Here is a 26,762-nt window from a genome sequence, read left to right on the forward strand (position 1 = left end):
CACCCCAGAATAATTTCAAAAGGTAATCAAAATGTCCCTTACCAACGAACAGATCGTCGAAGCTATCGCCGAGAAGTCCCTGATGGAAGTGATGGAGCTGGTCAAGGCCATCGAAGAGAAGTTCGGCGTCTCGGCTGCTGCCCCGGTTGCAGTTGCTGCTGCTGGCCCGGCTGCTGTTGTCGAAGAGCAGACCGAATTCAACGTCATCCTGAAGGAAGCCGGCGCCAAGAAGGTCGAAGTGATTAAGGCCGTTCGTGCCATCACCGGCCTGGGCCTGAAGGAAGCGAAGGATCTGGCTGAAGCCGGTGGCGTCGTGAAGGAAGGCGCTTCGAAGGAAGACGCTGATAAGTTCAAGAAGGAACTGGAAGCCGCCGGCGCCACCGTCGAGCTGAAGTAATCAGTTCCTTGCGTCGCCATCGATTCACGGCGATGCAGCCAGGGCTGGGGGTGTAAACCCCCGGCCTTTGGTCGTTTCAATCCGCAATTGGATTGCGGGTGGTTCAGTCCGGGTGGCAGCCGCTGTTGATGGCGCTGGCCGGGTAAAGCCCAACTCCGTGTCCTAACGAGTTGGCAGTTGGAAGTAGCGGGAGAAGGCGTGCTGGTGCCGGCAATACCAGCGACTTCCAACTGACAATTTCAAGTTCCCTTCCAGGCTGTGGGCGCACAACCTGAACAACAAGGTGGAAGACCTCATGACGTCCTATTCGTACACCGAAAAAAAGCGCATCCGCAAAGATTTCGGCAAGCAGCGCTCGATCCTCGAGGTGCCTTTCCTGCTCGCCATCCAGGTCGACTCCTATCGTGAGTTCCTGCAGGAAAACGTTGACCCGGCCAAGCGCTCGGACCATGGCCTGCATGCTGCGCTGAAGTCGGTGTTCCCGATTTCCAGCTACAGCGGCAATGCAGCACTGGAATATGTCGGTTACAAGCTGGGCGACCCGGTGTTCGACGAGCGTGAGTGCCGCCAGCGCGGCATGAGCTACGGCGCACCGCTGCGCGTGACGGTTCGTTTGGTCATCTATGACCGCGAGTCGTCGACCAAGGCAATCAAGTATGTGAAGGAGCAGGAGGTCTATCTGGGCGAAATCCCATTGATGACCGACAACGGCACCTTCATCGTCAACGGTACCGAGCGCGTCATCGTCTCGCAGCTGCACCGTTCGCCGGGTGTGTTCTTCGACCACGACCGTGGCAAGACCCACAGCTCGGGCAAGCTGCTGTACAGCGCTCGTATCATTCCTTACCGCGGTTCCTGGTTGGACTTCGAGTTCGACCCGAAGGACGCGCTGTTCACCCGTATCGACCGTCGCCGCAAACTGCCGGTGTCGATCCTGCTGCGTGCACTGGGTTACAACAACGAAGAGATGCTGGCCGAGTTCTTCGAGGTCAACACCTTCCACATCAACCCGGACGAAGGCGTCCAGCTGGAGCTGGTGCCGGAGCGTCTGCGTGGTGAAACCCTGGGCTTCGACCTGGCTGACGGTGACAAGGTCATCGTGGAAGCGGGCAAGCGCATCACCGCACGTCACATCAAGCAGCTGCAGGCTTCGGGTATTGCCGCGCTGGCCGTGCCGGACGACTACCTGGTCAGCCGCATCCTGTCGCACGACGTGGTGGATGCAAACACCGGTGAACTGCTGGCTCAGGCCAACGACGAGATCACCGACGAGCAGCTGCAGAACTTCCGCAAGGCGGGCGTTGATGCGGTCGGCACCCTGTGGGTGAACGACCTGGATCGCGGTGCTTACCTGTCCAACACCCTGCGCATCGATCCGACCAAGACCCAGCTTGAAGCGCTGGTCGAGATCTACCGCATGATGCGTCCGGGCGAGCCGCCGACCAAGGACGCTGCACAGAACCTGTTCCACAACCTGTTCTTCACCTTCGAGCGCTACGACCTGTCCACGGTTGGCCGCATGAAGTTCAACCGCCGTGTCGGCCGCAAGGAAGTCACCGGCGAAGCCGTGCTGTACGACCGCAAGTACTTCGGCGAGCGTAACGACGAGGAATCCAAGCGCCTGGTCGCCGCGCACGGCGAAGGTTCGGACATCCTGGACGTGATCAAGGTCCTGACCGAAATCCGCAACGGCCGTGGCGTGGTTGACGATATCGACCACCTGGGCAACCGTCGCGTGCGTTCGGTCGGCGAAATGGCCGAGAACGTGTTCCGCGTGGGCCTGGTCCGCGTCGAGCGTGCGGTCAAGGAGCGTCTGTCGATGGCCGAGTCGGAAGGCTTGACCCCGCAGGAGCTGATCAACGCCAAGCCGGTTGCTGCTGCGATCAAGGAATTCTTCGGCTCCTCGCAGCTGTCGCAGTTCATGGATCAGAACAACCCGCTGTCGGAAGTGACGCACAAGCGTCGTGTCTCGGCACTGGGCCCGGGCGGTCTGACCCGCGAACGTGCAGGCTTCGAAGTGCGCGACGTGCACCCGACCCATTACGGCCGCGTCTGCACCATCGAAACGCCGGAAGGCCCGAACATCGGCCTGATCAACTCGCTGGCCGTGTTCGCACGCACCAACAAGTACGGTTTCCTGGAAACCCCGTACCGCAAGGTGTACGACGGCAAGGTCTCCGATGAGATCGAGTTCCTGTCGGCCATCGAAGAAAACGAATACGTCATTGCCCAGGCCAATGCCCTGACCGACGCCAAGAACATGCTCACCGAGCAGTTCGTGCCGTGTCGTTTCCAGGGTGAGTCGCTGCTCAAGCCGCCGGCAGAAGTCCACTTCATGGACGTCTCGCCGATGCAGACCGTGTCGGTCGCTGCGGCACTGGTTCCGTTCCTGGAGCACGATGACGCCAACCGCGCACTGATGGGCGCCAACATGCAGCGTCAGGCCGTGCCGACCCTGCGTGCGCAGAAGCCGCTGGTGGGTACCGGTATTGAGCGCGCCGTTGCGCGTGACTCGGGTGTGACCGTGAACGCCCGTCGTGGCGGTGACATCGTGCAGATTGACGCTGGCCGCATCGTGGTCAAGGTCAACGAGAGCGAGATCACCGACGCCGCGGATGCCGGCGTGGATATCTACAACCTGATCAAGTACACCCGCTCGAACCAGAACACCTGTATCAACCAGCGCCCGCTGGTGAACGTGGGTGATGTGATCGCGCGCGGCGACGTGCTGGCCGATGGCCCGTCCACCGACATCGGTGAGCTGGCGCTGGGTCAGAACATGCTGATCGCGTTCATGCCGTGGAACGGCTACAACTTCGAAGACTCCATCCTGCTTTCCGAGCGTGTGGTGGAAGAGGATCGTTACACCACGATCCACATCGAAGAACTGACCTGCGTTGCACGTGACACCAAGTTGGGGCCGGAGGAAATTTCCGCCGACATCCCGAACGTGTCCGAGCAGGCGCTGAACCGTCTGGACGAATCCGGCGTGGTGTACATCGGTGCGGAAGTCCGCTCCGGCGACATCATGGTGGGCAAGGTGACGCCGAAGGGCGAAAGCCAGCTGACCCCGGAAGAGAAGCTGTTGCGTGCCATCTTCGGTGAGAAGGCGTCCGACGTTAAGGACAGCTCGTTGCGCGTTCCGCCGGGCATGGACGGCACCGTCATCGACGTGCAGGTCTTCACCCGCGACGGCATCGAGAAGGACAAGCGCGCGCGTCAGATCGAAGAAAGCGAAATCAAGCGCGTCAAGAAGGATTTCGACGACCAGTTCCGCATTCTGGAAGGTGCCATCTACGCACGTCTGCGTTCGCAGATCGTGGGCAAGGTGGTCAATGGTGGTCCGAACCTGAAGAAGGGCGACACCGTTACCGACGCAGTGCTGGACGGCCTGAAGCGTAGCGATTGGTTCACCCTGCGCATGAAGGACGACGACGCAGCCGAAGCCATCGAACGTGCCCAGATGCAGATCCAGGCGCATGAGAAGGAATTCGAACTTCGCTTTGCCGACAAGCGCGGCAAAATCACCCAGGGCGACGATCTGGCACCGGGCGTGCTGAAGATGGTCAAGGTGTTCCTGGCCGTGAAGCGTCGCATCCAGCCGGGCGACAAGATGGCAGGCCGCCACGGCAACAAGGGTGTGGTCTCCAACGTGGTGCCGGTCGAAGACATGCCGTACATGGCCGATGGCACCACGGTGGACATCTGCTTGAATCCGCTGGGCGTGCCGTCGCGTATGAACATCGGCCAGATTCTGGAAGTGCATCTGGGCTGGGCCGCAAAGGGCCTGGGTCAGCGCATCCAGCGCATGCTGGAACAGCAGCGCGCTGTCAGCGAGCTGCGTGAGTTCCTGGGCCAGATCTACAACCACGATACGGCGCTGTCTGGCGATCGTGTGGACCTGTCCAAGTTCAGCGATGAAGAGCTGATCAACCTGGCCAAGAACCTGACCGACGGCGTGCCGATGGCTACCCCGGTGTTCGACGGCGCCCTGGAAGACGAGATCCGCGTCATGCTGAATCTCGCCTACCCGGACGGTGCCCCGGAAACCGAGGTGCTGGGCTTCAATGCCACCAAGACGCAGATGCAGCTGTATGACGGCCGCACCGGTGAGGCATTTGATCGCCTGACCACCGTCGGTTACATGCACTACCTGAAGCTGAACCACTTGGTCGACGACAAGATGCACGCTCGTTCGACCGGTCCGTACTCGCTCGTTACCCAGCAGCCGCTGGGCGGCAAGGCGCAGTTCGGCGGCCAGCGCTTCGGTGAAATGGAAGTCTGGGCGCTGGAAGCCTACGGCGCGGCCTACACCCTGCAGGAAATGCTGACGGTGAAGTCCGATGACGTGCAGGGCCGTAACCAGATGTACAAGAACATCGTCGACGGTGAGCACGAGATGGTCGCGGGCATGCCGGAATCCTTCAACGTGTTGGTGAAGGAAATCCGCTCGCTGGCCATCAACATGGAACTGGAAGACAGCTGATCGTGCAGGCGCTGGTGCAGTGATGCACCAGCGCCGCCAGCAGTAACCGACAGCCCATCGACAAAGTATTCCTCCTTTCGGAGAACACCATGAAAGACCTGCTCAACCTCTTCAACCAGCCGCGTCAGACGCTGGACTTCGACGCGATCAAGATCGCGCTGGCCTCGCCGGACCTGATTCGTTCGTGGTCTTTCGGCGAAGTGAAGAAGCCGGAAACCATCAACTATCGTACCTTCAAGCCGGAGCGTGACGGCCTGTTCTGTGCCGCCATCTTCGGACCGGTCAAGGACTACGAGTGCCTGTGCGGCAAGTACAAGCGCATGAAGCACCGCGGCGTTGTCTGCGAAAAGTGCGGCACCGAAGTGACCCTGGCCAAGGTGCGTCGTGAGCGCATGGCCCACATCGACCTGGCATCGCCGGTCGCGCACATCTGGTTCCTCAAGTCGCTGCCTTCGCGTATCGGCCTGATGCTGGACATGACGCTGCGTGACATCGAGCGCGTGCTGTACTTCGAAGCCTACGTGGTGACCGAGCCGGGCCTGACCGCCCTGGAGCGCCGTCAGCTGCTGACCGAAGAACAGTACCTGCAGGCTCGCCAGGAACACGGCGATGACTTCGACGCCGCCATGGGCGCCGAGGCCGTGTACGAACTGCTGCGCACCATCGACCTTCAGGCCGAAATGGTGAAGCTGCGCGAGGAAATTGCCTCGACCGGTTCGGAAACCAAGCTCAAGCGTCTGACCAAGCGCATCAAGCTGGTCGAAGCCTTCCTGGAATCGGGCAACCGCCCGGAGTGGATGGTGATGACCGTGCTGCCGGTGCTGCCGCCGGATCTGCGCCCGCTGGTGCCGCTGGACGGTGGCCGCTTCGCGACCTCCGATCTGAACGACCTGTATCGCCGCGTCATCAACCGCAACAACCGTCTGCGCCGCCTGCTAGAGCTCAATGCTCCGGACATCATCGTGCGCAACGAAAAGCGCATGCTGCAGGAATCGGTTGACGCCCTGTTGGACAACGGCCGTCGCGGCCGTGCCATCACCGGCACCAACAAGCGCCCGCTCAAGTCGCTGGCCGACATGATCAAGGGTAAGCAGGGTCGCTTCCGTCAGAACTTGCTCGGTAAGCGCGTGGACTACTCGGGCCGTTCGGTCATCGTGGTGGGTCCGTACCTGAAGCTGCACCAGTGCGGCCTGCCGAAGAAGATGGCGCTTGAGCTGTTCAAGCCGTTCGTGTTCGCCAAGCTGCAGCGTCGTGGCCTGGCCACCACCATCAAAGCCGCCAAGAAGCTGGTTGAGCGCGAAGAAGGCGAAGTCTGGGACGTCCTGGAAGAAGTCATCCGCGAGCATCCGGTGCTGCTGAACCGTGCGCCGACCCTGCACCGTCTGGGCATCCAGGCGTTCGAACCGCTGCTGATCGAAGGCAAGGCCATCCAGCTGCATCCGCTGGTGTGTACTGCGTTCAACGCCGACTTCGACGGTGACCAGATGGCCGTCCACGTGCCGCTCTCGCTGGAAGCCCAGCTGGAAGCGCGTGCGCTGATGATGTCCACCAACAACATCCTGTCGCCGGCCAACGGCGAGCCGATCATCGTGCCGTCGCAGGACGTGGTGTTGGGCTTGTACTACATGAGCCGCTCGCTGGTGAACAAGAAGGGCGAGGGCATGGTCTTCGCCAACACCAACGAAGTGAAGCGCGCCTACGACAACCGTCTGGTCGAGCTGCACGCGCAGGTCAAGGTGCGTATCACCCAGGTTGAGCGCGACGAAGAAGGCAACAAGGTCACCAAGACCTCGATCCAGGACACGACCATCGGCCGTGCACTGCTGAGCGAGATCATGCCCGAAGGCCTGCCGTTCGAGCTGTGCAACACCGAGATGACCAAGAAGAACATCTCGCGCCTGATCAACCAGAGCTACCGTCTGCTTGGCCTGAAGGACACCGTGGTGTTCGCCGACAAGCTGATGTACACCGGCTATGCCTACGCAACCCGCGCGGGTGTGTCGATCGGCATCGACGACATGCTGATCCCGGACGAGAAGAAGGGCATCCTCGGCGAAGCCGAAGCCGAAGTGCTGGAAATCCAGGAGCAGTACCAGAGTGGTCTGGTCACCGCCGGCGAGCGCTACAACAAGGTGGTCGACATCTGGTCGCGCACCAATGAGCGCATCGCCAAGGCGATGATGGAAACCATCGGTACTGAAAAGGTCGAAGGTTCGGACGGCAAGTTGGTCGACCAGAAGTCGATGAACTCGCTGTACATCATGGCCGACTCCGGTGCCCGTGGTAGCCAGGCACAGATCCGTCAGCTGGCCGGTATGCGTGGCCTGATGGCGCGTCCGGATGGCTCGATCATCGAGACGCCCATCAAGGCGAACTTCCGTGAAGGCCTGAACGTGCAGGAGTACTTCAACTCCACCCACGGTGCCCGTAAGGGTCTGGCCGATACCGCGTTGAAGACGGCGAACTCGGGTTACCTGACCCGTCGTCTGGTCGACGTGGCACAGGACGTGGTGATCACCGAGGTCGACTGCGGCACCAGCGAAGGCCTGACCATGATTCCGATCGTGGAAGGCGGCGACGTTGTGGAGCCGTTGAAGGACCGCGTGCTGGGTCGCGTTGTGGCCGAGGACGTGTTCCTGCCGGGCAACGACGAAGATCCGATCGTCACCCGCAACACGCTGCTCGACGAGCAGTGGGTGAACAAGCTGGAAGAAGCTGGCGTGCAGACCATCAAGGTCCGTTCGACCATCACCTGCGCCTCCTCGTTCGGCGTCTGCGGTCGCTGCTACGGCCGCGATCTGGCACGTGGCCACATCGTCAACATCGGTGAAGCAGTGGGCGTCATCGCTGCTCAGTCGATCGGTGAGCCGGGTACCCAGCTGACCATGCGTACGTTCCACATCGGTGGTGCGGCATCGCGTGCGGCTGCGGTGGACAACATCACCATCAAGACCACGGGTTCGGTGAAGTTCTCCAACCTGAAGCACGTCGACCATGCCAACGGTTCGCTGGTGGCAGTGTCGCGTTCGGGCGAAGTCTCCGTCCTGGATCCGCATGGTCGCGAGCGTGAGCGCTACAAGCTGCCCTACGGCGCCACCATCAACGTCAAGGACGCTGCTGAGGTCAAGGCTGGCCAGGCCATTGCCAACTGGGATCCGCATAACCACCCGATCGTGTCGGAAGTGGCCGGTTTCGTGCGCTTCATCGACTTCGTTGACGGCATCACCGTCATCGAGAAGACCGACGAACTGACCGGTCTGGCGTCGCGTGAAATCACCGATCCGAAGCGTCGTGGCTCGCAGGCCAAGGATCTGCGTCCGCTGGTCCGCATCATCGATGGCAAGGGCAATGACCTGACCATCCCGGGCACCGACCTGCCGGCGCAGTACCTGCTGCCGCCGCGCTCGATCGTCAACCTGCAGGATGGTGCGCCGGTTGGCGTGGGCGACGTCGTCGCCAAGATCCCGCAGGAAGCCTCCAAGACCCGCGACATCACCGGTGGTCTGCCGCGCGTTGCCGACTTGTTCGAAGCCCGCAAGCCGAAGGATCCGGCGATCCTGGCCGAGCGTTCGGGTATCGTCAGCTTCGGCAAGGACACCAAGGGCAAGCAGCGTCTGATCATCAAGGACACCGATGGTTCGGAGCACGAAGAGCTGATTCCGAAGTACCGTCAGATCATCGTGTTCGAAGGCGAGCACGTGACCCGCGGCGAAACCGTGGTGGACGGCGAGCCGAGCCCGCAGGACATCCTGCGCCTGAAGGGCGTGGAAGAGCTGGCCCGTTATCTGGTCAAGGAAATCCAGGACGTGTACCGCCTGCAGGGCGTGAAGATCAACGACAAGCACATTGAAGTGATCTCGCGTCAGATGCTCCGCAAGGTGGAAATCACCGACCAGGGCAGCAGCAAGTTCCTTAATGGTGAGCAGGCCGAGCGCCAGCGCGTCATCGAAGAGAACGCAAAGTTGCTTGCACGCAACGAGCTGCCGGCGCGTTTCGATCCAGTGCTGTTGGGTATCACCAAGGCATCGCTGGCGACCGAATCGTTCATCTCGGCGGCTTCCTTCCAGGAAACCACCCGCGTGCTGACCGAAGCTGCCGTCCGCGGCACCTCGGACAACCTGCGCGGCCTGAAGGAAAACGTGATCGTCGGCCGTCTGATTCCGGCCGGTACCGGCTTGGCGTACCATGCCCAGCGCCGTCGTAATGCCTCGGGTCTGACCGACTCGGAGCTGCAGACCCTCTCGGGTTCGGCAGCGGTGGCGACGGAAGTCGTGGCACCTGAAGCTGAACAGGCTTCGGGTGGCGAAGAGTAAGAGTGAGAGCCGCCGGCCCCTTCAAGGGCCGGCAGTTTGACCTGAACGGGGTGCATGGAGGCTCCCCTGTAACAGCTCCGGATCAGGGCTGGCCTGAAGGCCGCGCGTTTGACTGCGCTTCTGACGGGTTGCTACAATCGTCTGTCTCAGCAGGCCAAAAATTTGGCCTGCTTTACATTTTCCGCATCCTTGGCCGTTGTAAACGGCCCCAATCAGAAGAACCTACTGATGGCGACGATCAACCAGCTGGTACGCAAGCCGCGGCAAGCGACCACCTACAAGAGTGCCTCGCCGGCACTCGACAAGTGCCCGCAGCGCCGTGGCGTCTGCACGCGCGTGTACACCACCACCCCGAAGAAGCCGAACTCGGCCCTGCGTAAGGTTGCCAAAGTGCGCCTGACGAACCAAGAAGAGGTCATCAGCTACATCGGTGGCGAAGGCCATAACCTGCAGGAGCACTCCGTGGTCCTGATCCGCGGCGGTCGCGTAAAGGATCTGCCGGGTGTGCGTTACCACACCGTCCGTGGCTCGCTCGACGCCGCCGGCGTTGCCAAGCGTCGCCAGGCGCGCTCCAAGTACGGCGCCAAGCGTCCGAAGGCCTGAGGAATAAGACATGTCACGTAAAGGTAATACTCCCCAGCGTTCGGTCCTGCCCGATCCCAAGCACGGAAGCGAAACCATCGCCCGTTTCATCAACATGGTGATGCTGAGCGGCAAGAAGTCCGTTGCTGAAAAGATCGTCTATGGCGCCATGGACGTGATCAGCGAAAAGAACCCGAACGCAGTTGAACTGGTGCAGAAGGCACTGGAAAACGTTGCTCCGGGCGTCGAAGTGAAGTCGCGCCGCGTCGGCGGTGCCACGTATCAGGTGCCGGTCGAAGTGCGCGCTTCGCGCAAGATGGCTCTGGCAATGCGTTGGCTGATCGACTCGGCTCGTAAGCGTGGTGAAAACACCATGCCGCGTAAGCTTGCTGCTGAACTGCTGGATGCCTCGGAAAACCGTGGTGGCGCCATCAAGAAGCGTGAAGAAACTCACCGTATGGCGGAAGCGAACAAGGCCTTCGCTCACTACCGCTGGTGATTTCAAGGGGGCCTTGGAAACAGGGCCCCTGGCACCCATTGAAGGTGCCACTGTGGCGCTTGGAGCGCCGCGTCAATCCGAAGGCCGCCGCAAGGCGGCGTTCGGCCATCCGAATTCCAAGAAATTGAGAGGCTCCCCGTGGCCCGTACCACTCCCATCGAGCGTTACCGTAACTTCGGCATCATGGCTCACATTGATGCCGGCAAGACCACCACGTCCGAGCGCATCCTGTTCTACACCGGTAAGAGCCACAAGCTCGGTGAAGTGCATGACGGCGCCGCTACCATGGACTGGATGGAGCAGGAGCAGGAACGTGGCATCACGATCCAGTCCGCTGCGACTACTGCGTTCTGGAAGGGCATGGACAAGTCCCTGCCGGAGCACCGTTTCAACATCATCGACACCCCCGGACACGTTGACTTCACCATCGAAGTTGAGCGCTCGCTGCGCGTGCTCGACGGTGCCGTGTTCGTGCTGTGCGCCGTTGGTGGCGTGCAGCCGCAGTCGGAAACCGTGTGGCGCCAGGCCAACCGTTACAAGGTTCCGCGTATTGCGTTCGTCAACAAGATGGACCGCACCGGTGCGAACTTCTTCAAGGTCCGTGACCAGCTGAAGTCCAAGCTCGGCGCCGTCGCTGTGCCGATGCAGCTGCCGATCGGCGCTGAAGAGGGCTTCAAGGGCGTGGTCGATCTGCTCAAGATGAAGGCCATCCATTGGGATGAGGCTTCGCAGGGCATGAAGTTCGAGTACGCCGAAATTCCGGCCGACCTGGTTGAGAAGGCTGTTGAAGCCCGCGCGTTCATGGTTGAGTCGGCTGCTGAAGCCAGCGAAGAACTGATGGAAAAGTACCTGGGCGGCGAAGAGCTGTCTGAGGTCGAGATCATCGAGGCGCTGCGTATCCGTACGCTGGCCGTGGAGATCGTGCCGATGTTCTGTGGCTCGGCGTTCAAGAACAAGGGCGTGCAGGCCATGCTCGACGGCGTGATCCAGTTGCTGCCGTCACCGGTCGATGTGCCTGACGTGAATGGCACGGACGTCGACGATGACACCATCGAGATGACCCGTAAGTCGGACGACAAGGCTCCGTTCTCGTCGCTGGCGTTCAAGATCATCACCGACCCGTTCGTCGGCGCGCTGACCTTCTTCCGTGTCTATTCGGGCACGCTGAATGGCGGCGACACCGTGCTGAACTCGGTGAAGAACAAGAAGGAGCGCATCGGCCGCATCCTGCAGATGCACTCCAACAACCGCGAAGAAATCAAGGAAGTGTTGGCCGGTGACATCGCTGCTGCCGTGGGCCTGAAGGACACGACGACTGGTGACACGCTGTGCTCGATCGATCAGCCGATCGTGCTTGAGCGCATGGTGTTCCCGGAGCCGGTGATCTCGATGGCTGTCGAGCCGAAGACCAAGTCGGACCAGGAAAAGATGGGTCTGGCACTGGGCCGTCTGGCACAGGAAGATCCGTCGTTCCGCGTCAAGACCGACGAAGAATCCGGCCAGACGATCATCTCGGGCATGGGCGAGCTGCACCTGGACATCATCGTTGACCGCATGAAGCGCGAGTTCAACGTTGAAGCCAACGTCGGCAAGCCGCAGGTGGCTTACCGCGAAACCATCCAGATGACTGACGTCAAGTCGGACTACAAGCACGCCAAGCAGTCCGGTGGTAAGGGTCAGTACGGTCACGTCGTGATCGAGCTGTCGCCGATCACCGCTGAAGATCGTGCCGATCCGAAGTTGTCGGCCGCCATCAAGGATGACTTCCTGTTCATCAATGACATCACCGGCGGCGTGATCCCGAAGGAATTCATTCCTTCCGTGGAAAAGGGCCTGCGCGAAACCATCACCAGCGGTCCGCTGGCTGGCTTCCCGGTGGTGGACGTCAAGGTCAAGCTGGTGTTTGGCTCGTACCACGACGTTGACTCGTCGGAAATGGCGTTCAAGCTCGCCTCGTCGATGGCCTTCAAGCAGGGCTTCGCCAAGGCCAAGCCGGTGCTGCTGGAGCCGATCATGAAGGTCGAGATCGTGACTCCGGAGGAATACCAGGGTGACGTGATGGGCGACGTAAGCCGTCGTCGTGGCGTCCTGCAGGGTTCGGGCACCACGGGTGACGGTTCGGCCAGCATCATCAATGCGATGATCCCGCTGGGCGAAATGTTTGGTTACGCCACCGCGCTGCGTTCGCAGACCCAGGGTCGCGCAACCTTCACGATGGAGTTCGACCACTACGAGCCGGCGCCGAACAACATCGCCGAAACCGTCATCAAGAAGGCCTGAGTCATCTGACTCAGGCTCTCCAATCAAATTTCAGCTAATCAAGGAACTAAAATGTCCAAGGGTAAGTTCGAGCGTACCAAGCCGCACGTCAACGTCGGCACCATCGGCCACGTCGATCACGGTAAGACCACGCTGACCGCAGCACTGACCAAGATCGGCGCCGAGCGTTTCGGTGGCGAATTCAAGGATTACTCGTCCATCGACGCCGCCCCGGAAGAGAAGGCTCGTGGTATCACGATCTCGACCGCGCACGTTGAGTACGAATCCGCGAACCGTCATTACGCCCACGTCGATTGCCCGGGCCATGCTGACTACGTCAAGAACATGATCACCGGTGCCGCCCAGATGGACGGCGCGATCCTGGTGTGCTCGGCCGCTGACGGCCCGATGCCGCAGACCCGCGAGCACATCCTGCTGTCGCGTCAGGTTGGCGTGCCGTACATCGTCGTGTTCCTGAACAAGGCCGACATGGTGGACGACGCCGAGCTGCTCGAGCTGGTGGAAATGGAAGTGCGTGAGCTGCTGAGCAAGTACGACTTCCCGGGCGACGACACCCCGATCATCTCGGGTTCGGCTCGTATGGCGCTGGAAGGCGACCAGAGCGAAATCGGCGTGCCGGCCATCCTGAAGCTGGTCGATGCACTGGACAGCTGGATCCCGACGCCGGAGCGCGACGTGGACAAGCCCTTCCTGATGCCGGTGGAAGACGTGTTCTCGATCTCGGGCCGCGGTACCGTGGTGACCGGTCGTATCGAGCGTGGCGTGATCAAGGTCGGCGAAGAAATCGAAATCGTCGGTATCCGTCCGGTCCAGAAGACCACCGTCACCGGTGTGGAAATGTTCCGCAAGCTGCTGGACCAGGGTCAGGCAGGCGACAACGCCGGTCTGCTGCTGCGCGGCACCAAGCGTGACGACGTCGAGCGTGGCCAGGTTCTGGCCAAGCCGGGTTCGATCAAGCCGCACACCCAGTTCGACGCCGAAGTGTACGTGCTGTCGAAGGACGAGGGCGGCCGTCACACCCCGTTCTTCAAGGGCTACCGTCCGCAGTTCTACTTCCGTACCACCGACATCACCGGCGCTTGCGAACTGCCGGAAGGTGTTGAGATGGTGATGCCGGGTGACAACGTCAAGATGACCGTCACCCTGATCAACCCGGTGGCAATGGACGAAGGTCTGCGCTTCGCCATTCGCGAAGGCGGTCGTACCGTCGGCGCCGGCGTGGTCGCAAAGATCATCGCGTAATAACGCCGCGCTTCCTTTGGGAGCAACGTGTTGAAAGAAGGGCGGCCCTCGGGTCGCCCTTTTTTTATGTATTGAATTCATTTGATGCTGAGTGGTACGGATGCTCTTGGGTCACGCGCCGATGGTGCGTTGGATCCGGCGGCGCGGGAGCAGGTCTCTGGCAAGCGACGTTGTCAGGCTATTGGCTTGGGTCAGTCGTCGTTACCGGGAGCTTGCCGGATCTGTCCATTCATCTTTTGCAGTAGCGGAAAAATCACCGTGGGCTATCTTGCTTGAATGGGTGTCGTGCGCTGAAGGAGCGATGCCTGGGTGACTCATATTCGGCCGCGGCGTGAAGGTGCCAGGCAAGCAAGGGAGCGGGGAATGATTGGATTGAAGGTGTTGCGGCATTGCGCCTGCGCGGTGTTGTTGATTGCGATCGGGGCGGGCTCGCTGCAGGCGGCGGTGCCGTCACCCAAGGCGCATTTTGGTTTCGATATTGGCGATGACTACATGCTCGCCAACTACACGCAGACCGAGGCGTATTTCCGTCAGATTGCGGCCACGTCGGACCGCTTCCAGCTGGTGGAACTGGGCAAGACTTCGGAAGGGCGCGCTCAGCTTATGTTGATTGCTTCCTCGCCCGCCAATCTGGCGCGATTGGAGCAATACCGCAGCATTTCCGAGCGTCTGGCGCGTGCCCGCGATGGCGATGCAGCCGCGCGCGCGTTGGCCGAGCAGGGCAAGGCGGTGGTGTGGATTGATGGCGGCCTGCATGCCAATGAAACCGTTGGTGCACATCAGCTGATCGAAACGGTGTGGCAGCTGGCCAGTCGCGATGATGCGGAAACACGGCGCATTCTCGACGACACCATCGTCTTGCTGGTGCACGCCAATCCCGACGGCCAGGAGTTGTACTCGGATTGGTACATGCGCGAGCCAGTCCCGGCCAAGCGCGTGCTCGACAAGCCGCCGCGTCTCTATCAAAAGTACGCCGGGCACGACAACAATCGTGACTTCTACATGGCGGCGTTACAGGAAACGCGGAATCTCAATCTCGCGATGTATACCCGTTGGTATCCGCAGATTGTCTACAACCATCACCAGACTTCGCCCAAGGGCACGGTGATCGTGATTCCGCCGTATCGCGATCCGTACAACTACAACATCGACGCGATGATTCCGGTGGGATTGGAAGCGCTGGGTGCGGCGATGAATCTGCGCTACCTGCAGGAGAGTAAGCCAGGGGCGGTATCCAAGGGCGGCAGCGTGTATTCCACATGGTGGAATGGTGGGCTTCGCACCATGCCGTACTTCCACAACATGCTGGGCGTACTGACCGAGATCACCGGCAATCCAACGCCGATGCAGATTCCATTCCTGCCGGAACGTCAGTTGCCGGACAGCAATCTGCCTTCGCCGGTGGCCGCGCAGACTTGGCATTTCCGCCAGTCCATCGATTACAGCCTCACTGCGAATTGGGCGCTGCTGGATTACGCCTCGCGCAACCGTGAGCAGCTGCTGTGGAATATCTATCGCATGGGGCGCAACTCCATTGAGCGCGGTAGTCGCGACAGTTGGACGGCAAGTCCGGCGGCGTTGAGTAAGGCTGCGGAGGAGGCAAAAGTGGCGTCCGCAGGCAAGTCCAGTGAGCTGACGCACGCGCAGGTAACGGCAATGCTGCAGCGTCCGGATCAACGTGATGCGCGCGGCTACATCATCCCTGCCAATCAGGCGGATCTGCCGACTGCGGTCGCCTTCATTAATGCGCTGCAACTGGCTGGTGTCGAAGTGATGCGTGCTCGCGCGGACTTCAAGGTGGGTGCCAAGGCCTATCCCGCAGGCTCGTTTGTGGTGCGTGCGGATCAGGCATTCCGGCCGCACGTGCGTGACATGTTCGAGCCGCAGGATCACCCGCAAGATTTCGAGTACCCGGGCGGCCCGCCGATCGCACCTTATGACTCCGCGGGCTGGACGCTGGCCTTGCAGATGGGGATTGTGTTTGACCGCGTGCTGCAAGGATTTGACGGGCCGTTCGAGCCTTTGGTGGTGGGTGCGTTGTCGGTGCCTGCTGCTGTTTCATTACCTGAATCCGGCACGGGTTGGGTGCTGGATTCGCGGGTCAACAATGCAGTCATAGCCGTCAATCGGCTACTGAAAGCGGGTGTGCCCGTGCAGCGCCTGCCGACGCAGGACGGGGCGTACTTCGTCCCGGCTGGCAATCGGGATGCGCTGGTTGCTTCGCTGCATGAAACCGGCGTGGCTGCTGTGGTGGCAGGGAGGGGCGCGTCGGCCGGTGGCGTGCCGGTGCGTGCGCCGCGCATTGCTTTGTGGGATCGCTACGGCGGTTCAATGGTGTCTGGATGGACGCGCTTGGTGCTGGAGAACTTCGGCTTCGATTACCAGGCTGTGTACCCGCAGCAGATTCTCGCCGGCAAGCTGCGCGAGCGTTTTGACGTGTTGTTACTGCCCAGTGGCGCATTGCCTTTGCCGGAGGCGCTGGCGATCGAGGGTAAGGCCGGGCGCACGCCAACGTCACCAGCGGCTGAGACTGTTCCGCCGGAGTTCCATGGCCTGTTGGGTGAGCTGGAGGGTGAGGCTGCTACGCAGGTGCTGCGTGAATTCCTCCAGCAGGGCGGGCACGTGGTGGCCACCGGTTCGTCCAGTGGCCTGGCGGTTGCGCTGGGGTTGCCATTGTCCAGCCATCTGCGCAAGGCCGGGGCTGATGGCCGCTCCGAGCCGTTGAGTCAGCGCGAGTACTACATTCCGGGTAGCGTGCTGCGTGTAGCGGTGGATAAGGGGCATTCGCTGAACTGGGGGCTTCCGCCGCAGTTGGACGTCTATTTCTCGGATGGCCGCTGGGACAATGCTCCCGTATTCGATCTGCCGGCGGGCCGGGCGGATATCCGCCCCTTGCTGCACTTTGAGTCGGCCACGCCGCTGCGCAGTGGCTGGGCCTGGGGTCAGGAGCACCTGCAGGGCGGGGTATTGGCGGCCGAGGCGGATATTGGTGCGGGACGGCTGACGTTCTTCGGCACGGATATCACCTTCCGCGCGCAGACTCATGCCTCGTTCAAGTTGCTGTTCAACAGCCTGCTGCAGGCGGATAAGGCTGAAACGGCCGTGCGGGAGTAGGTTGGGGTAGATGCGGCAAGCCTTTCAGGCTTGCCGCCAGCTGAAGCATGGGTGCCCCGATCAGGGGCCGACTTGCATGCGCCAGAAAATGCTGACAGAATGCACGACCACTCGCGAAGGTCACGTTCATCGTGTGCTTCGCAACCAGCGAAAGGAGGGGCAGGACGCGCCTCGTATTCGCCAGACAAGGACAGGTCGCGTGGGTCACTCCGGTAAGCTGGGGTGATTTCTGCGCGTTTGAATGTGTCTGGGGCGGGCCGGGAAACCGGGCCGCCTTGCTGTTTTGAAGGGATTCTCGTTGACGGGAGGTGCTCACGCGCCGACCGTCGTTTTCATGGGGTCTGGCACACACAGGGGCCAGACCTGTCGCTCTTTAGACCTATAGGAACACCGTCATGGCGGACCAAAAGATCCGGATTCGGTTGAAGGCGTTCGATCATCGATTGATCGACCGTTCGGCCAGCGAGATCGTTGAAACGGCCAAGCGGACCGGCGCGCAAGTGCGTGGCCCGATCCCGCTGCCAACCAAGATCGAGCGTTACACCATTCTCGTTTCCCCGCACGTCGACAAAGACGCGCGTGACCAGTACGAGACCCGCACGCATAAGCGCGTGCTCGATATCGTCGACCCCAACGACAAGACCGTGGACGCGCTGATGAAGCTCGAACTGGCTGCCGGCGTCGACGTTCAGATCAAGCTGACCTGAGGACTACGACCATGACGAAGAAATATTCGTTGGGCTTCGTGGGCCGCAAGGCTGGCATGAGCCGCGTTTTCACTGAAGATGGCCGTTCCATCCCAGTGACCCTGATTGAAGCAACCCCGAACCGCATCGCGCAGATCAAGACCGTTGAAGTTGACGGCTACAGCGCAGTGCAGGTGACCGTCGGCGCTCGTCGCGCTGCACTGGTCAACAAGCCGGAAGCCGGCCACTTCGCCAAGGCGAAGGTGGAAGCGGGCCGTGGCTTGTGGGAATTCCGCGTTGAAGACGCACAGGTCGGCGATTTCGCCGTCGGTGGCGAAATCAAGGCAGACATCTTTGAAGTCGGCCAGACGGTAGACGTCCAGGGCGTCACCAAGGGTAAGGGCTTCCAGGGCACCATCAAGCGCTACAACTTCCGTATGGGCGATGCAACCCACGGTAACTCGCTGTCGCATCGCGCGCCGGGTTCCTTGGGCCAGCGCCAGACCCCGGGTCGCGTTTTCCCGGGCAAGAAGATGTCCGGCCACATGGGTGCTGTGCAGCAAAGCACGCAGAACCTGGAAGTGGTCAAAGTCGACGTCGAGCGTGGTCTGATTGCCATCCGCGGCGCCGTGCCTGGCGCAGCTGGTGGTGACGTGATCGTGCGTCCGGCTAGCAAGGCATAAGGAGAGATGACGATGGAACTCGTTATCACGGGTAGCAACAACAAGGTCTCGGTCTCCGAAGCCGTGTTCGGCCGCGATTTCAGCGAAGATCTGGTTCACCAGGTCGTCGTTGCCTATCGCAACGCCGCTCGCGCCGGCACCAAGGCACAGAAGACACGTTCTGAAGTGGCTGGTACCACCAAGAAGTCGAAGAAGCAGAAGGGTGGTGGCGCTCGTCACGGTGCCCTGACCGCTCCGATCTTCGTCGGCGGTGGTGTCACCTTCGCGGCCAAGCCGCGTAGCTTCGACCAGAAGGTCAACCGCAAGCAGTATCGCGCCGCCATGTGCGCCATCCTGTCCGAGCTGAACCGTCAGGGCCGTATCACCATCGTTGAGTCGTTTGATGTCGAAGCGACCAGCACCAAGGCTCTGATCGCCAAGCTGGCTGGCCTGGAAGTGGGCAAGCGCCCGCTGATCGTCACCGAAGAGGCTTCCGAGCATCTGTACCTGTCGGCCCGCAATCTGCCTTATGTGCAGGTGCGTGACGTGCAGGGCCTGGATCCGGTGTCGCTGGTCGGTGCCGACACGGTCGTCATCACCGCTGATGCGGTCAAGAAGGTCGAGGAGTGGCTGGCATGAGCAGCAACGAAAAAATCTTCAGCGTGCTGCGCGCTCCGCGAGTCTCTGAAAAGACCGCGCGCCTGCAGGAAATCTCCAACCAATACGTCTTCGAAGTTTCGAACGAAGCCACCAAAGCCGATGTAAAGGCCGCGGTTGAGCAGCTGTTCGACGTCAAGGTCGAGTCGGTCAACGTGCTGAACGTCAAGGGCAAGAACAAGTCCTTCCGTAACCGCACCGGCCGTCGCGGCGATTGGCGCAAGGCGTATGTGCGTCTCGCCGATGGCCAGTCCATCGATGTAACGGCCAAGGCCTGAGGTACATCCCATGCCATTGATGAAATTCAAACCCACTTCCCCCGGCCGTCGTTCGGCCGTGCGTGTGGTCACCCCCGATCTGCACAAAGGCGCGCCGCACGCAGCGTTGCTGGAGCCGCAGAGCAAGTCCGGTGGTCGTAACCACCACGGTCGCATTACTACCCGTCACGTGGGTGGTGGTCACAAGCAGCACTATCGCTTGATCGACTTCAAGCGCAACAAGGAAGGTATTCCGGCGCGCGTGGAACGTATCGAATACGATCCGAACCGCACCGCTCATATCGCCCTGCTGTGCTACGTCGACGGCGAGCGCCGCTACATCATCGCCCCGAAGGGCCTGAAGGCGGGTGACCAGGTCATCTCCGGTGCTCACGCTCCGATCAAGACCGGCAACACCCTCCCGCTGCGCAACATCCCGGTCGGTACCACCGTCCACGGGATCGAGCTGAAGCCGGGTAAGGGCGCTCAGATCGCTCGTGCTGCTGGTGCAGCCGTGCAGCTGGTCGCTCGTGAAGGCATCTACGCCACCCTGCGTCTGCGCTCGGGTGAAATGCGTAAGGTGCCGGTCGAATGCCGCGCCACCATTGGTGAAGTTGGCAACGACGAGCACAACCTTGAGAAGCTCGGCAAGGCCGGTGCCAAGCGCTGGCGCGGCGTCAAGCCGACCGTCCGCGGTGCGGCAATGAACCCGGTTGACCATCCGCACGGCGGTGGTGAGGCCAAGGCCGGTCAGGGTAATCCGCATCCGGTCACCCCGTGGGGTGTTCCGACCAAGGGTTACAAGACGCGCCATAACAAGCGCACTCAGCAATTCATCGTCCGCGATCGTAGGGGCTAATCGACCATGGCACGTTCACTCAAGAAGGGCCCGTTCGTCGATCACCACCTCATCAAGAAGGTGGAGGCCGCTGCGGGTAGTAAAAGGCCGGTTAAGACCTGGTCGCGTCGTTCGATGATCCTGCCTGAAATGGTTGGCATCACCATTGCCGTGCATAACGGTAAGAACCACATCCCGGTTCTCGTCAACGAGAACATGGTCGGCCACAAGCTCGGCGAATTTGCTGTCACCCGGACCTTCAAGGGTCACGGTGGCGACAAGAAGTCGGGCAAGTAAGGAGAGATGACAATGGAAGCGAAAGCAATCCTGCGCTCCGCGCGCATCTCTGCGCAGAAAGCACGCCTGGTCGCTGACCAGGTGCGCGGCCTGCCGGCCGAGCGTGCGGTCAACCTGCTGAAGTTTTCGGATAAGAAAGCCGCACTCCTGATCAAAAAGGTCGTGGAGTCGGCAATCGCAAATGCCGAAAACAATCAGGGCGCTGACGTCGACGAGCTGAAGGTCAAGACCATCATGGTAGATGAAGGTCCGACCCTGAAGCGTTTCATGGCGCGGGCGAAAGGCCGCGGTACCCGCATTCTCAAGCGCACCAGCCACATCACTGTGGTTGTGGCCGCCGGCAAGTAAGCGGAAAGGAAAAGACCATGGGTCATAAAGTTCATCCGATTGGTATCCGCCTCGGTATTTCCAAGGACTGGAACTCCAAGTGGTACGCCAACAAGGCCGAGTTTGCTGGTTATCTGGCAGCCGACCTGAAAGTTCGCGAAATGCTGCGCAAGAAGCTTGCACAGGCCGGCATCAGCAAGATCCTGATCGAGCGTCCGGCTAAGACCGCACGCGTGACGATCCACACCGCCCGTCCGGGCGTGGTGATCGGCAAGCGTGGTGAGGACATCGAGAAGCTGCGTAAGGAAGTGAGCGAGATGATGGGCGTTCCGGCGCACATCAACGTCACTGAAGTGCGCAAGCCGGAGCTGGACGCACAGCTGGTTGCCGAGTCCATCGCGCAGCAGCTGGAGCGTCGCATCATGTTCCGCCGTGCAATGAAGCGCTCGGTCGGCAACGCGATGCGTCTGGGTGCCCTGGGCATCAAGGTCAACGTGGGTGGCCGCTTGAATGGTGCAGAAATTGCCCGTTCGGAGTGGTACCGCGAAGGCCGTGTGCCGTTGCACACCCTGCGCGCCGACATCGACTACGGTTTCGCTGAAGCCAGCACCACCTACGGCATCATCGGCATCAAGGTTTGGATCTACAAGGGCGAGATCTTCGATTTCTCCCAGGTTGGCCAGGAAAAGCAGGACGACAGCCCGCGCAACGATCGTAACGATCGCGGCGACCGTGGCGACCGTCCGTCGCGTCCGGCTCGTGAAGCGAGGTAACGGCAATGTTGCAACCCAAGCGAACCAAATACCGCAAGATGTTCAAGGGTCGTAACGACGGCCTGAGCTGGAGCGCAAATGCTGTCAGCTTTGGTGAGTACGGCTTGAAGGCAACCGCTCACGGCCAGCTGACCGCGCGTCAGATCGAAGCGGCTCGCCGCTCGATCAGCCGCTACGTCAAGCGCGGCGGCAAGATGTGGATCCGCGTGTTCCCCGACAAGCCCATCACCAAGAAGCCCATCGAAGTTCGAATGGGTGCTGGTAAGGGCGGCGTGGAGTACTGGGTCGCCCAGATCCAGCCTGGCCGCATGATTTATGAAGTCGAGGGCGTTACCGAGGAAGTGGCACGCGAGGCGTTCCGCCTGGCCGCTGCCAAGCTCTCGGTGACCACCACTTTCGTAACCCGGACGGTGCGCTGATGGACATCAAACAACTCCGCGAGAAGTCGGCTGACGATCTCAAGGTCCACTTGACCGACTTGCGTAAGGAGCAGTTCTCGCTCCGTATGCAGCAGGTCACCGGCCAGCTGCCGAAGACCCACGAAACCCGCCGGGTGCGCCGCGAGATTGCTCGCGTCAAGCACCTGATCGGCAGCACGAAGTAAGGATGGCTGCTATGAGCGAAAATACTGAAGTGAAAGCGCTGCGCACGGTCGAAGGCCGTGTCGTCAGCAACAAGATGGACAAGACGGTCACCGTGTTGGTGGAGCGCCAGGTCAAGCACCCGTTGTACGGTAAGTACATCAAGCGCTCGTCCAAGCTCCACGCACACGACGCCGACAACGCCTGTAAAGAAGGTGATGTCGTGCGTGTGACTGAGATTGCTCCGATGTCCAAGACCAAGAACTGGCGCGTGGTGGAAGTCATCACGCGTGCGGCTGAATAAGGAGATCTGACTCATGATCCAGATGCAGAGCTACCTCGATGCCGCCGACAATTCCGGTGCGAAGGAACTGATGTGCATCAAGGTGCTGGGTGGTTCCAAGCGCCGTTATGCCCACATCGGCGACATCATCAAGGTCACCGTCAAGGATGCAATTCCGCGCGGCAAGGTCAAGAAGGGTGAAGTGTATGACGCCGTCGTGGTGCGTACCCGTAAGGGTGTGCGTCGCGCCGATGGCTCGCTGATCCGTTTCGACGGCAACGCCGCGGTCCTGCTCAACAACAAGCAAGAGCCGATCGGCACCCGCATCTTTGGGCCGGTGACCCGTGAACTTCGTTCTGAGAAGTTCATGAAGATCGTCTCGCTCGCTCCCGAAGTTCTGTGAGCGCCAGGAGATAATCATGGCTAACCGTATCAAGAAGGGCGACCAAGTTGTCGTCAACGCCGGCAAGGACAAGGGCAAGCAGGGCGAAATCGTCCGCGTCGACGGCGACCGTGTGGTCGTCGCCAACGTGAACATCGTCAAGCGCCACACCAAGCCGAACCCGCAGGCAGGTGTTGCCGGCGGCGTGGTCGAGCGCGAAGCTTCGATCCATATCTCCAACGTGGCAGTCCTGAACCCGGCGACGGGCAAGGGTGAGCGCGTTGGCTTCAAGGTGCTGGAGGATGGACGCAAACTGCGTGTGTTCCGCTCCAGCGGTGAGGCGCTTGACGCCTGAGGAATGAATTGATGAATTCCCGTCTCGAAAAGTTCTACAAGGACGAAGTGGTGCCGGCGCTGACCAAGCAGTTCGGCTACACCAATCCGATGCAAGTGCCGCGTCTGGTCAAGGTCACCTTGAACATGGGCGTCGGTGAAGCTGCGACCAACAAGAAGGTGCTTGAAAACGCCGTCGCCGACATGACCAAGATCACCGGCCAGAAGCCGGTGGTCACCAAGTCGCGCGTCTCGGTGGCTTCGTTCAAGATCCGTGATGGTTGGCCGATCGGCTGCAAGGTCACGCTGCGTCGTGACAACATGTTTGAGTTCCTGGATCGCCTGATCAACATCTCGCTGCCGCGCGTGCGTGACTTCCGCGGCGTGTCGGGTCGTTCGTTCGACGGTCGTGGCAACTTCAACATGGGTGTGAAGGAACAGATCATCTTCCCGGAAATCGATTTCGACGCCGTCGATGCGATCCGCGGTATGGATATCGCCATCACCACCACCGCCAAGACCGATGCGGAAGCGAAGGCGCTGCTCGCAGCGTTCAAGTTCCCGTTCCGTAACTGATTCGTCGAGGAAACCGAAATGGCAAAGACCTCAATGGTCAACCGCGACATCAAGCGGAAGAAGCTGGCAGTGAAGTACGCCGATAAGCGTGCGGCTCTGAAGAAGATCGTGTCCTCCGTGGACGCGAGCTATGAAGAGAAGGCTGACGCCGTGATCAAGTTGTCGAAGCTGCCGCGCGATTCGTCGCCGAGCCGCCATCGCAACCGTTGCGAACTGTCGGGCCGTCCGCGTGGCGTGTACAGCAAGTTCGGCCTCGGCCGTAACAAGCTGCGCGAAGCCACCATGCGTGGCGACGTTCCGGGCCTGCGCAAGGCCAGCTGGTAATAACCAGCTTCCCGTCGGGTCGAAAGGCCCGGTTGGGACACCTGAAGGGCGACCTGAAGGTGAATTTCAAAGAGTCCGACGCAAGTCGGACTCTTTGTCGTATAATTCCGCTCCTTGCCTGCCCGAAACTGGCCGGTGGAGTAGGGGGCCTGGCCCATCCCAGGACAACACAAGATTTTCGCGAAAGCGGATATCGGTGCACTCAAAGGTACTTACATGAGCATGACTGATCCCATCGCCGACCTGCTGGTACGCATCAAAAATGCGGCCGCGGTTGGCAAGCAGACGGTGAAAGCCCCGTCGTCCAAGATCAAGGTGGCAATCGCCGAGGTTTTGAAGGCAGAGGGCTACATTGCTGATCTGCGCGTCACCAACATCGAAAACAACAAGGCCGAACTTGAAATCGTCCTGAAGTATTTCGAAGGCAAGCCGGTCATCGCGACCCTGAAGCGCTTCTCGCGTTCGGGTCTGCGCCAGTACCGTGGCAAGTCTGAACTGCCGAAGGTCCTCAACGGCCTGGGTATCGCCATCATTTCCACCTCCAAAGGCATCATGACTGATGCGCAGGCGCGCCAGTTGGGCGTCGGCGGCGAAGTCCTGTGCTTCGTGGCCTAAGGGAAGGAGTCCACTATGTCCCGTGTAGCCAAGAAGCCAGTCAACCTGCCCAAGGGCGTTGAACTGAACATCCAGCCGGAATCCGTGAGCGTCAAGGGCCCGAAGGGCTCGCTGTCGCTGAAGAAGGCCGCTGGCGTTGAAATCACTGTCGACAACGGCGTCGTCTCGCTGAATCCGAAGGATATTTCCTTCGACGCGCTGACCGGTACCGTCCGTTCGATCCTGGCCAACATGGTGCAGGGCGTGTCCGAAGGCTTCGAAAAGAAGCTGGAGCTGGTGGGCGTGGGTTACCGCGCTGCCATGCAGGGCAAGGACCTGAACCTGTCGCTGGGCTTCTCGCACCCTGTCGTGTTCGTGGCGCCGGAAGGCATCACGCTGTCGACCCCGACGCAGACGGAAATCGTCGTGCAGGGTTCGGACAAGCAGGTCGTGGGCGAAGTTGCCGCCAAAATCCGCGGTTTCCGTCCGCCGGAGCCCTATAAGGGCAAGGGTGTGAAGTACGCCGGTGAAGTCATCATTCGCAAGGAAGCCAAGAAGGCCTAATTCTTAGGTTTTCAGCTTTCGAGGATAAAGAACATGAACAAGAACATTGCACGTCTGCGTCGCGCCAAGTCGACCCGTTCGCACATCCGCACCCTGGGTGTTGCGCGTCTGTCGGTCCTGCGTACCGGGCAGCACCTGTATGCACAGGTCTTCACCGCCGATGGTTCCCAGGTGCTGGCTGCTGCCAACACCGGGCAGGCTGAAGTCAAGGAAGGCCTGAAGAGCGGTAAGAACTGCGAAGCCGCCGTCAAGGTTGGCAAGCTGATCGCTGAGCGCGCCAAGGCTGCGGGTATCGAGAAGGTCGCTTTTGACCGCTCGGGCTACCGCTACCACGGTCGCATCAAGGCGCTGGCTGATGCCGCCCGTGAGGGTGGTCTGCAGTTCTAAGTCAATAAAGGGCAGGGGCCTTGCGCCCCTGTCCGTCTGCCGGCACGGATGTGCCGGGCGGCCACGGTTCTTATGCAGCCGTGGCTGATTCAACGCTTCACTTCACAACCATAAGCGGCCCCGAGCCGTACATAACTCAATCAATCAAGGAATCAACATGGCAGAAGAACGTCAGTCGCGGGGTCGCGATCGCGACCGCAACCGCGAAGAGAAAGTCGACGACGGCATGATCGAGAAGCTGGTCGCGGTCAACCGCGTCAGCAAGACCGTCAAGGGCGGTCGCCAGTTCACCTTCACCGCTCTGACCGTGGTCGGCGATGGCGAAGGCAAGGTCGGTTTTGGTTACGGCAAGGCGCGTGAAGTGCCGGTCGCCATCCAGAAGTCGATGGAGCAGGCTCGCAAGAACCAGATCAGCGTTGACCTGAACAACGGCACCCTGTGGCACACCGTCAAGGATGGTCACGGCGCAGCTCGCGTGTTCATGCAGCCGGCTTCGGAAGGTACTGGCGTCATTGCCGGTGGTGCCATGCGCGCCGTCCTGGAAGCGGTTGGCGTGAAGAACGTGCTGGCCAAGGCAGTGGGTTCGCGTAACCCGATCAACCTGGTTCGCGCAACGCTGAAGGGTCTGGCTGGCGTGCAGTCGCCAGCTCGCATCGCTGCCAAGCGCGGCAAGAAGGTGGAGGATCTCAACCATGGCTGAGTCCAAGACCGTCAAGGTGCGCCTGGTGCGCGGCCTGCGTGGTACCCAGTCGCGTCACCGCCTGTCGGTGCGTGCCCTGGGCCTGAGCAAGATTAACGATGTGCGTGAACTGAAGGACAGCCCGCAGGTTCGCGGTCTGATCAATAAGGTTCACTACCTCGTCAAGGTTGAGGAGTAATCGATCATGACTTTGCGTCTCAATGAACTGAGCCCGGCACCGGGCGCCCGCACCGAGCGCACCCGCGTCGGTCGCGGTATCGGCTCCGGCCTGGGCAAGACCTGCGGCCGCGGCCACAAGGGTTCGTTCGCTCGTAAGGGCGGCGGCAAGATCAAGGCTGGCTTCGAAGGCGGCCAGACCCCGATGCAGCGTCGTCTGCCGAAGATCGGCTTCTTCTCGCACAAGGCCAAGGACACTGCAGAAGTGCTGTCCTACCACCTTGATCGTCTGGAAGCTGGTGAGATCGACGTGGCCGCACTGCGTGCTGCCAAGCTGATCCCGTCGACTGCCAAGAAGGCCAAGGTCGTCTTGAAGGGCGAGCTGAGCAAGGCGTTCACCCTGAAGGGTGTTACGGCAACCGCCGGCGCCAAGGCTGCGATCGAAGCTGCCGGCGGCAGCGTACAGGAGTAA

The 26,762-nt window shown here is 60.9% G+C and carries 29 protein-coding genes; all 29 read left to right on the forward strand.

What is annotated here, in order from left to right; genetic code table 11:
* Positions 1–31: 31 nt before the first annotated feature.
* The 29 genes from rplL to rplO all read left to right on the forward strand — a co-directional run bounded on the left by rplL (position 32) and on the right by rplO (position 26,762).
* Entirely contained in the window at positions 32–397 is a 366-nt protein-coding gene (gene rplL, locus PAN08_RS04115) for a 50S ribosomal protein L7/L12 (RefSeq protein WP_269790253.1), read from the forward strand.
* 295 nt (positions 398–692) lie between these two features.
* The gene (gene rpoB, locus PAN08_RS04120) at positions 693–4,883 is read left to right on the forward strand and encodes a DNA-directed RNA polymerase subunit beta (protein ID WP_269790254.1); all 4,191 of its coding nucleotides are present in this window, start codon (positions 693–695) and stop codon (positions 4,881–4,883) included.
* A gap of 89 nt (positions 4,884–4,972) precedes the next feature.
* Positions 4,973–9,196: a DNA-directed RNA polymerase subunit beta' gene (rpoC, locus tag PAN08_RS04125; RefSeq protein ID WP_269790255.1), complete on the forward strand. Its 4,224-nt coding sequence runs from the start codon at positions 4,973–4,975 to the stop codon at positions 9,194–9,196.
* Between the two features lie 228 nt (positions 9,197–9,424).
* Positions 9,425–9,799, forward strand: coding sequence for a 30S ribosomal protein S12 (gene rpsL / locus PAN08_RS04130; protein WP_004145320.1), 375 nt, complete (start codon positions 9,425–9,427; stop codon positions 9,797–9,799).
* A 10-nt stretch (positions 9,800–9,809) separates the two neighbouring features.
* Positions 9,810–10,277, forward strand: coding sequence for a 30S ribosomal protein S7 (gene rpsG / locus PAN08_RS04135; RefSeq protein ID WP_269790256.1), 468 nt, complete (start codon positions 9,810–9,812; stop codon positions 10,275–10,277).
* 138 nt (positions 10,278–10,415) lie between these two features.
* On the forward strand, positions 10,416–12,557 hold the full coding sequence (fusA, locus tag PAN08_RS04140; protein WP_269790257.1) for an elongation factor G: 2,142 nt from the start codon (positions 10,416–10,418) through the stop codon (positions 12,555–12,557).
* A gap of 51 nt (positions 12,558–12,608) precedes the next feature.
* The gene (gene tuf, locus PAN08_RS04145; RefSeq protein WP_269790250.1) at positions 12,609–13,799 is read left to right on the forward strand and encodes an elongation factor Tu; all 1,191 of its coding nucleotides are present in this window, start codon (positions 12,609–12,611) and stop codon (positions 13,797–13,799) included.
* Between the two features lie 363 nt (positions 13,800–14,162).
* Positions 14,163–16,913 carry a M14 metallopeptidase family protein gene (locus tag PAN08_RS04150; protein WP_269790258.1) on the forward strand — a complete coding sequence of 917 codons (2,751 nt, stop codon included), beginning with the start codon at positions 14,163–14,165 and terminating at the stop codon, positions 16,911–16,913.
* 395 nt (positions 16,914–17,308) lie between these two features.
* Complete coding sequence (rpsJ, locus tag PAN08_RS04155) at positions 17,309–17,620, forward strand: 30S ribosomal protein S10 (RefSeq protein WP_010341589.1); 312 nt, start codon at positions 17,309–17,311, stop codon at positions 17,618–17,620.
* A gap of 11 nt (positions 17,621–17,631) precedes the next feature.
* Positions 17,632–18,282, forward strand: coding sequence for a 50S ribosomal protein L3 (gene rplC, locus PAN08_RS04160; protein WP_269790259.1), 651 nt, complete (start codon positions 17,632–17,634; stop codon positions 18,280–18,282).
* A gap of 12 nt (positions 18,283–18,294) precedes the next feature.
* The gene (rplD, locus tag PAN08_RS04165) at positions 18,295–18,900 is read left to right on the forward strand and encodes a 50S ribosomal protein L4 (protein WP_057633192.1); all 606 of its coding nucleotides are present in this window, start codon (positions 18,295–18,297) and stop codon (positions 18,898–18,900) included.
* A complete protein-coding gene (gene rplW, locus PAN08_RS04170; RefSeq protein WP_057633095.1) occupies positions 18,897–19,196 on the forward strand; it encodes a 50S ribosomal protein L23 in 300 nt (99 codons plus the stop codon). The genes rplD and rplW overlap by 4 nt, the downstream gene beginning before the upstream one ends.
* Positions 19,197–19,206: 10 nt before the next feature.
* Positions 19,207–20,034: a 50S ribosomal protein L2 gene (gene rplB, locus PAN08_RS04175; RefSeq protein WP_057633096.1), complete on the forward strand. Its 828-nt coding sequence runs from the start codon at positions 19,207–19,209 to the stop codon at positions 20,032–20,034.
* 6 nt (positions 20,035–20,040) lie between these two features.
* Positions 20,041–20,310 carry a 30S ribosomal protein S19 gene (rpsS, locus tag PAN08_RS04180; RefSeq protein WP_269790260.1) on the forward strand — a complete coding sequence of 90 codons (270 nt, stop codon included), beginning with the start codon at positions 20,041–20,043 and terminating at the stop codon, positions 20,308–20,310.
* Between the two features lie 12 nt (positions 20,311–20,322).
* Positions 20,323–20,658: a 50S ribosomal protein L22 gene (rplV, locus tag PAN08_RS04185; RefSeq protein WP_269790261.1), complete on the forward strand. Its 336-nt coding sequence runs from the start codon at positions 20,323–20,325 to the stop codon at positions 20,656–20,658.
* 17 nt (positions 20,659–20,675) lie between these two features.
* A complete protein-coding gene (rpsC, locus tag PAN08_RS04190; RefSeq protein WP_057633099.1) occupies positions 20,676–21,410 on the forward strand; it encodes a 30S ribosomal protein S3 in 735 nt (244 codons plus the stop codon).
* Between the two features lie 5 nt (positions 21,411–21,415).
* Positions 21,416–21,829 (forward strand): 50S ribosomal protein L16, encoded by a 414-nt coding sequence (rplP, locus tag PAN08_RS04195; protein ID WP_057629593.1) that lies wholly within the window; start codon positions 21,416–21,418, stop codon positions 21,827–21,829.
* Positions 21,829–22,014: a 50S ribosomal protein L29 gene (rpmC, locus tag PAN08_RS04200; RefSeq protein ID WP_269790262.1), complete on the forward strand. Its 186-nt coding sequence runs from the start codon at positions 21,829–21,831 to the stop codon at positions 22,012–22,014. Before rplP ends, rpmC begins: the two co-directional genes overlap by 1 nt.
* An 11-nt stretch (positions 22,015–22,025) precedes the next feature.
* Positions 22,026–22,295, forward strand: a complete 270-nt coding sequence (rpsQ, locus tag PAN08_RS04205) for a 30S ribosomal protein S17 (RefSeq protein ID WP_269790263.1) — start codon at positions 22,026–22,028, stop codon at positions 22,293–22,295.
* Positions 22,296–22,308: 13 nt separating this feature from the next.
* Positions 22,309–22,677: a 50S ribosomal protein L14 gene (gene rplN, locus PAN08_RS04210; RefSeq protein WP_019186153.1), complete on the forward strand. Its 369-nt coding sequence runs from the start codon at positions 22,309–22,311 to the stop codon at positions 22,675–22,677.
* A 16-nt stretch (positions 22,678–22,693) separates the two neighbouring features.
* Positions 22,694–23,011, forward strand: coding sequence for a 50S ribosomal protein L24 (gene rplX, locus PAN08_RS04215; protein WP_057633101.1), 318 nt, complete (start codon positions 22,694–22,696; stop codon positions 23,009–23,011).
* Between the two features lie 11 nt (positions 23,012–23,022).
* On the forward strand, positions 23,023–23,565 hold the full coding sequence (rplE, locus tag PAN08_RS04220; protein ID WP_269790264.1) for a 50S ribosomal protein L5: 543 nt from the start codon (positions 23,023–23,025) through the stop codon (positions 23,563–23,565).
* 18 nt (positions 23,566–23,583) lie between these two features.
* Positions 23,584–23,889, forward strand: a complete 306-nt coding sequence (gene rpsN / locus PAN08_RS04225; RefSeq protein WP_269790265.1) for a 30S ribosomal protein S14 — start codon at positions 23,584–23,586, stop codon at positions 23,887–23,889.
* 216 nt (positions 23,890–24,105) lie between these two features.
* Positions 24,106–24,504 carry a 30S ribosomal protein S8 gene (gene rpsH / locus PAN08_RS04230; protein ID WP_269790266.1) on the forward strand — a complete coding sequence of 133 codons (399 nt, stop codon included), beginning with the start codon at positions 24,106–24,108 and terminating at the stop codon, positions 24,502–24,504.
* Between the two features lie 15 nt (positions 24,505–24,519).
* Positions 24,520–25,047: a 50S ribosomal protein L6 gene (gene rplF / locus PAN08_RS04235; protein WP_269790267.1), complete on the forward strand. Its 528-nt coding sequence runs from the start codon at positions 24,520–24,522 to the stop codon at positions 25,045–25,047.
* A gap of 33 nt (positions 25,048–25,080) precedes the next feature.
* A complete protein-coding gene (rplR, locus tag PAN08_RS04240) occupies positions 25,081–25,434 on the forward strand; it encodes a 50S ribosomal protein L18 (protein WP_269790268.1) in 354 nt (117 codons plus the stop codon).
* A gap of 157 nt (positions 25,435–25,591) precedes the next feature.
* On the forward strand, positions 25,592–26,134 hold the full coding sequence (rpsE, locus tag PAN08_RS04245; protein ID WP_057633107.1) for a 30S ribosomal protein S5: 543 nt from the start codon (positions 25,592–25,594) through the stop codon (positions 26,132–26,134).
* Positions 26,127–26,312, forward strand: coding sequence for a 50S ribosomal protein L30 (rpmD, locus tag PAN08_RS04250; RefSeq protein ID WP_269790269.1), 186 nt, complete (start codon positions 26,127–26,129; stop codon positions 26,310–26,312). The genes rpsE and rpmD overlap by 8 nt, the downstream gene beginning before the upstream one ends.
* Positions 26,313–26,318: 6 nt before the next feature.
* A complete protein-coding gene (gene rplO, locus PAN08_RS04255; RefSeq protein ID WP_269790270.1) occupies positions 26,319–26,762 on the forward strand; it encodes a 50S ribosomal protein L15 in 444 nt (147 codons plus the stop codon).

Source organism: Stenotrophomonas sp. Iso1, from assembly GCF_027497995.1.
Lineage (GTDB): Bacteria > Pseudomonadota > Gammaproteobacteria > Xanthomonadales > Xanthomonadaceae > Stenotrophomonas.

Coding starts and splice junctions, on each gene's coding strand:
- rpmC (WP_269790262.1), top strand. CDS start 21,829: ATGGACATCAAACAACTCCGCGAGAAGTCGGCTGACGATCTCAAGGTC.
- rplV (WP_269790261.1), top strand. CDS start 20,323: ATGGAAGCGAAAGCAATCCTGCGCTCCGCGCGCATCTCTGCGCAGAAA.
- rpoC (WP_269790255.1), top strand. CDS start 4,973: ATGAAAGACCTGCTCAACCTCTTCAACCAGCCGCGTCAGACGCTGGAC.
- rplR (WP_269790268.1), top strand. CDS start 25,081: ATGAACAAGAACATTGCACGTCTGCGTCGCGCCAAGTCGACCCGTTCG.
- rplO (WP_269790270.1), top strand. CDS start 26,319: ATGACTTTGCGTCTCAATGAACTGAGCCCGGCACCGGGCGCCCGCACC.
- rpsG (WP_269790256.1), top strand. CDS start 9,810: ATGTCACGTAAAGGTAATACTCCCCAGCGTTCGGTCCTGCCCGATCCC.
- rpsC (WP_057633099.1), top strand. CDS start 20,676: ATGGGTCATAAAGTTCATCCGATTGGTATCCGCCTCGGTATTTCCAAG.
- rpsQ (WP_269790263.1), top strand. CDS start 22,026: ATGAGCGAAAATACTGAAGTGAAAGCGCTGCGCACGGTCGAAGGCCGT.
- rpsH (WP_269790266.1), top strand. CDS start 24,106: ATGAGCATGACTGATCCCATCGCCGACCTGCTGGTACGCATCAAAAAT.
- rpsN (WP_269790265.1), top strand. CDS start 23,584: ATGGCAAAGACCTCAATGGTCAACCGCGACATCAAGCGGAAGAAGCTG.
- rpoB (WP_269790254.1), top strand. CDS start 693: ATGACGTCCTATTCGTACACCGAAAAAAAGCGCATCCGCAAAGATTTC.
- rplE (WP_269790264.1), top strand. CDS start 23,023: ATGAATTCCCGTCTCGAAAAGTTCTACAAGGACGAAGTGGTGCCGGCG.
- rpmD (WP_269790269.1), top strand. CDS start 26,127: ATGGCTGAGTCCAAGACCGTCAAGGTGCGCCTGGTGCGCGGCCTGCGT.
- rplF (WP_269790267.1), top strand. CDS start 24,520: ATGTCCCGTGTAGCCAAGAAGCCAGTCAACCTGCCCAAGGGCGTTGAA.
- rplB (WP_057633096.1), top strand. CDS start 19,207: ATGCCATTGATGAAATTCAAACCCACTTCCCCCGGCCGTCGTTCGGCC.
- rplP (WP_057629593.1), top strand. CDS start 21,416: ATGTTGCAACCCAAGCGAACCAAATACCGCAAGATGTTCAAGGGTCGT.
- rplN (WP_019186153.1), top strand. CDS start 22,309: ATGATCCAGATGCAGAGCTACCTCGATGCCGCCGACAATTCCGGTGCG.
- rpsE (WP_057633107.1), top strand. CDS start 25,592: ATGGCAGAAGAACGTCAGTCGCGGGGTCGCGATCGCGACCGCAACCGC.
- rplX (WP_057633101.1), top strand. CDS start 22,694: ATGGCTAACCGTATCAAGAAGGGCGACCAAGTTGTCGTCAACGCCGGC.
- PAN08_RS04150 (WP_269790258.1), top strand. CDS start 14,163: ATGATTGGATTGAAGGTGTTGCGGCATTGCGCCTGCGCGGTGTTGTTG.
- tuf (WP_269790250.1), top strand. CDS start 12,609: ATGTCCAAGGGTAAGTTCGAGCGTACCAAGCCGCACGTCAACGTCGGC.
- rpsS (WP_269790260.1), top strand. CDS start 20,041: ATGGCACGTTCACTCAAGAAGGGCCCGTTCGTCGATCACCACCTCATC.
- rpsL (WP_004145320.1), top strand. CDS start 9,425: ATGGCGACGATCAACCAGCTGGTACGCAAGCCGCGGCAAGCGACCACC.
- rplC (WP_269790259.1), top strand. CDS start 17,632: ATGACGAAGAAATATTCGTTGGGCTTCGTGGGCCGCAAGGCTGGCATG.
- rpsJ (WP_010341589.1), top strand. CDS start 17,309: ATGGCGGACCAAAAGATCCGGATTCGGTTGAAGGCGTTCGATCATCGA.
- rplD (WP_057633192.1), top strand. CDS start 18,295: ATGGAACTCGTTATCACGGGTAGCAACAACAAGGTCTCGGTCTCCGAA.
- rplW (WP_057633095.1), top strand. CDS start 18,897: ATGAGCAGCAACGAAAAAATCTTCAGCGTGCTGCGCGCTCCGCGAGTC.
- rplL (WP_269790253.1), top strand. CDS start 32: ATGTCCCTTACCAACGAACAGATCGTCGAAGCTATCGCCGAGAAGTCC.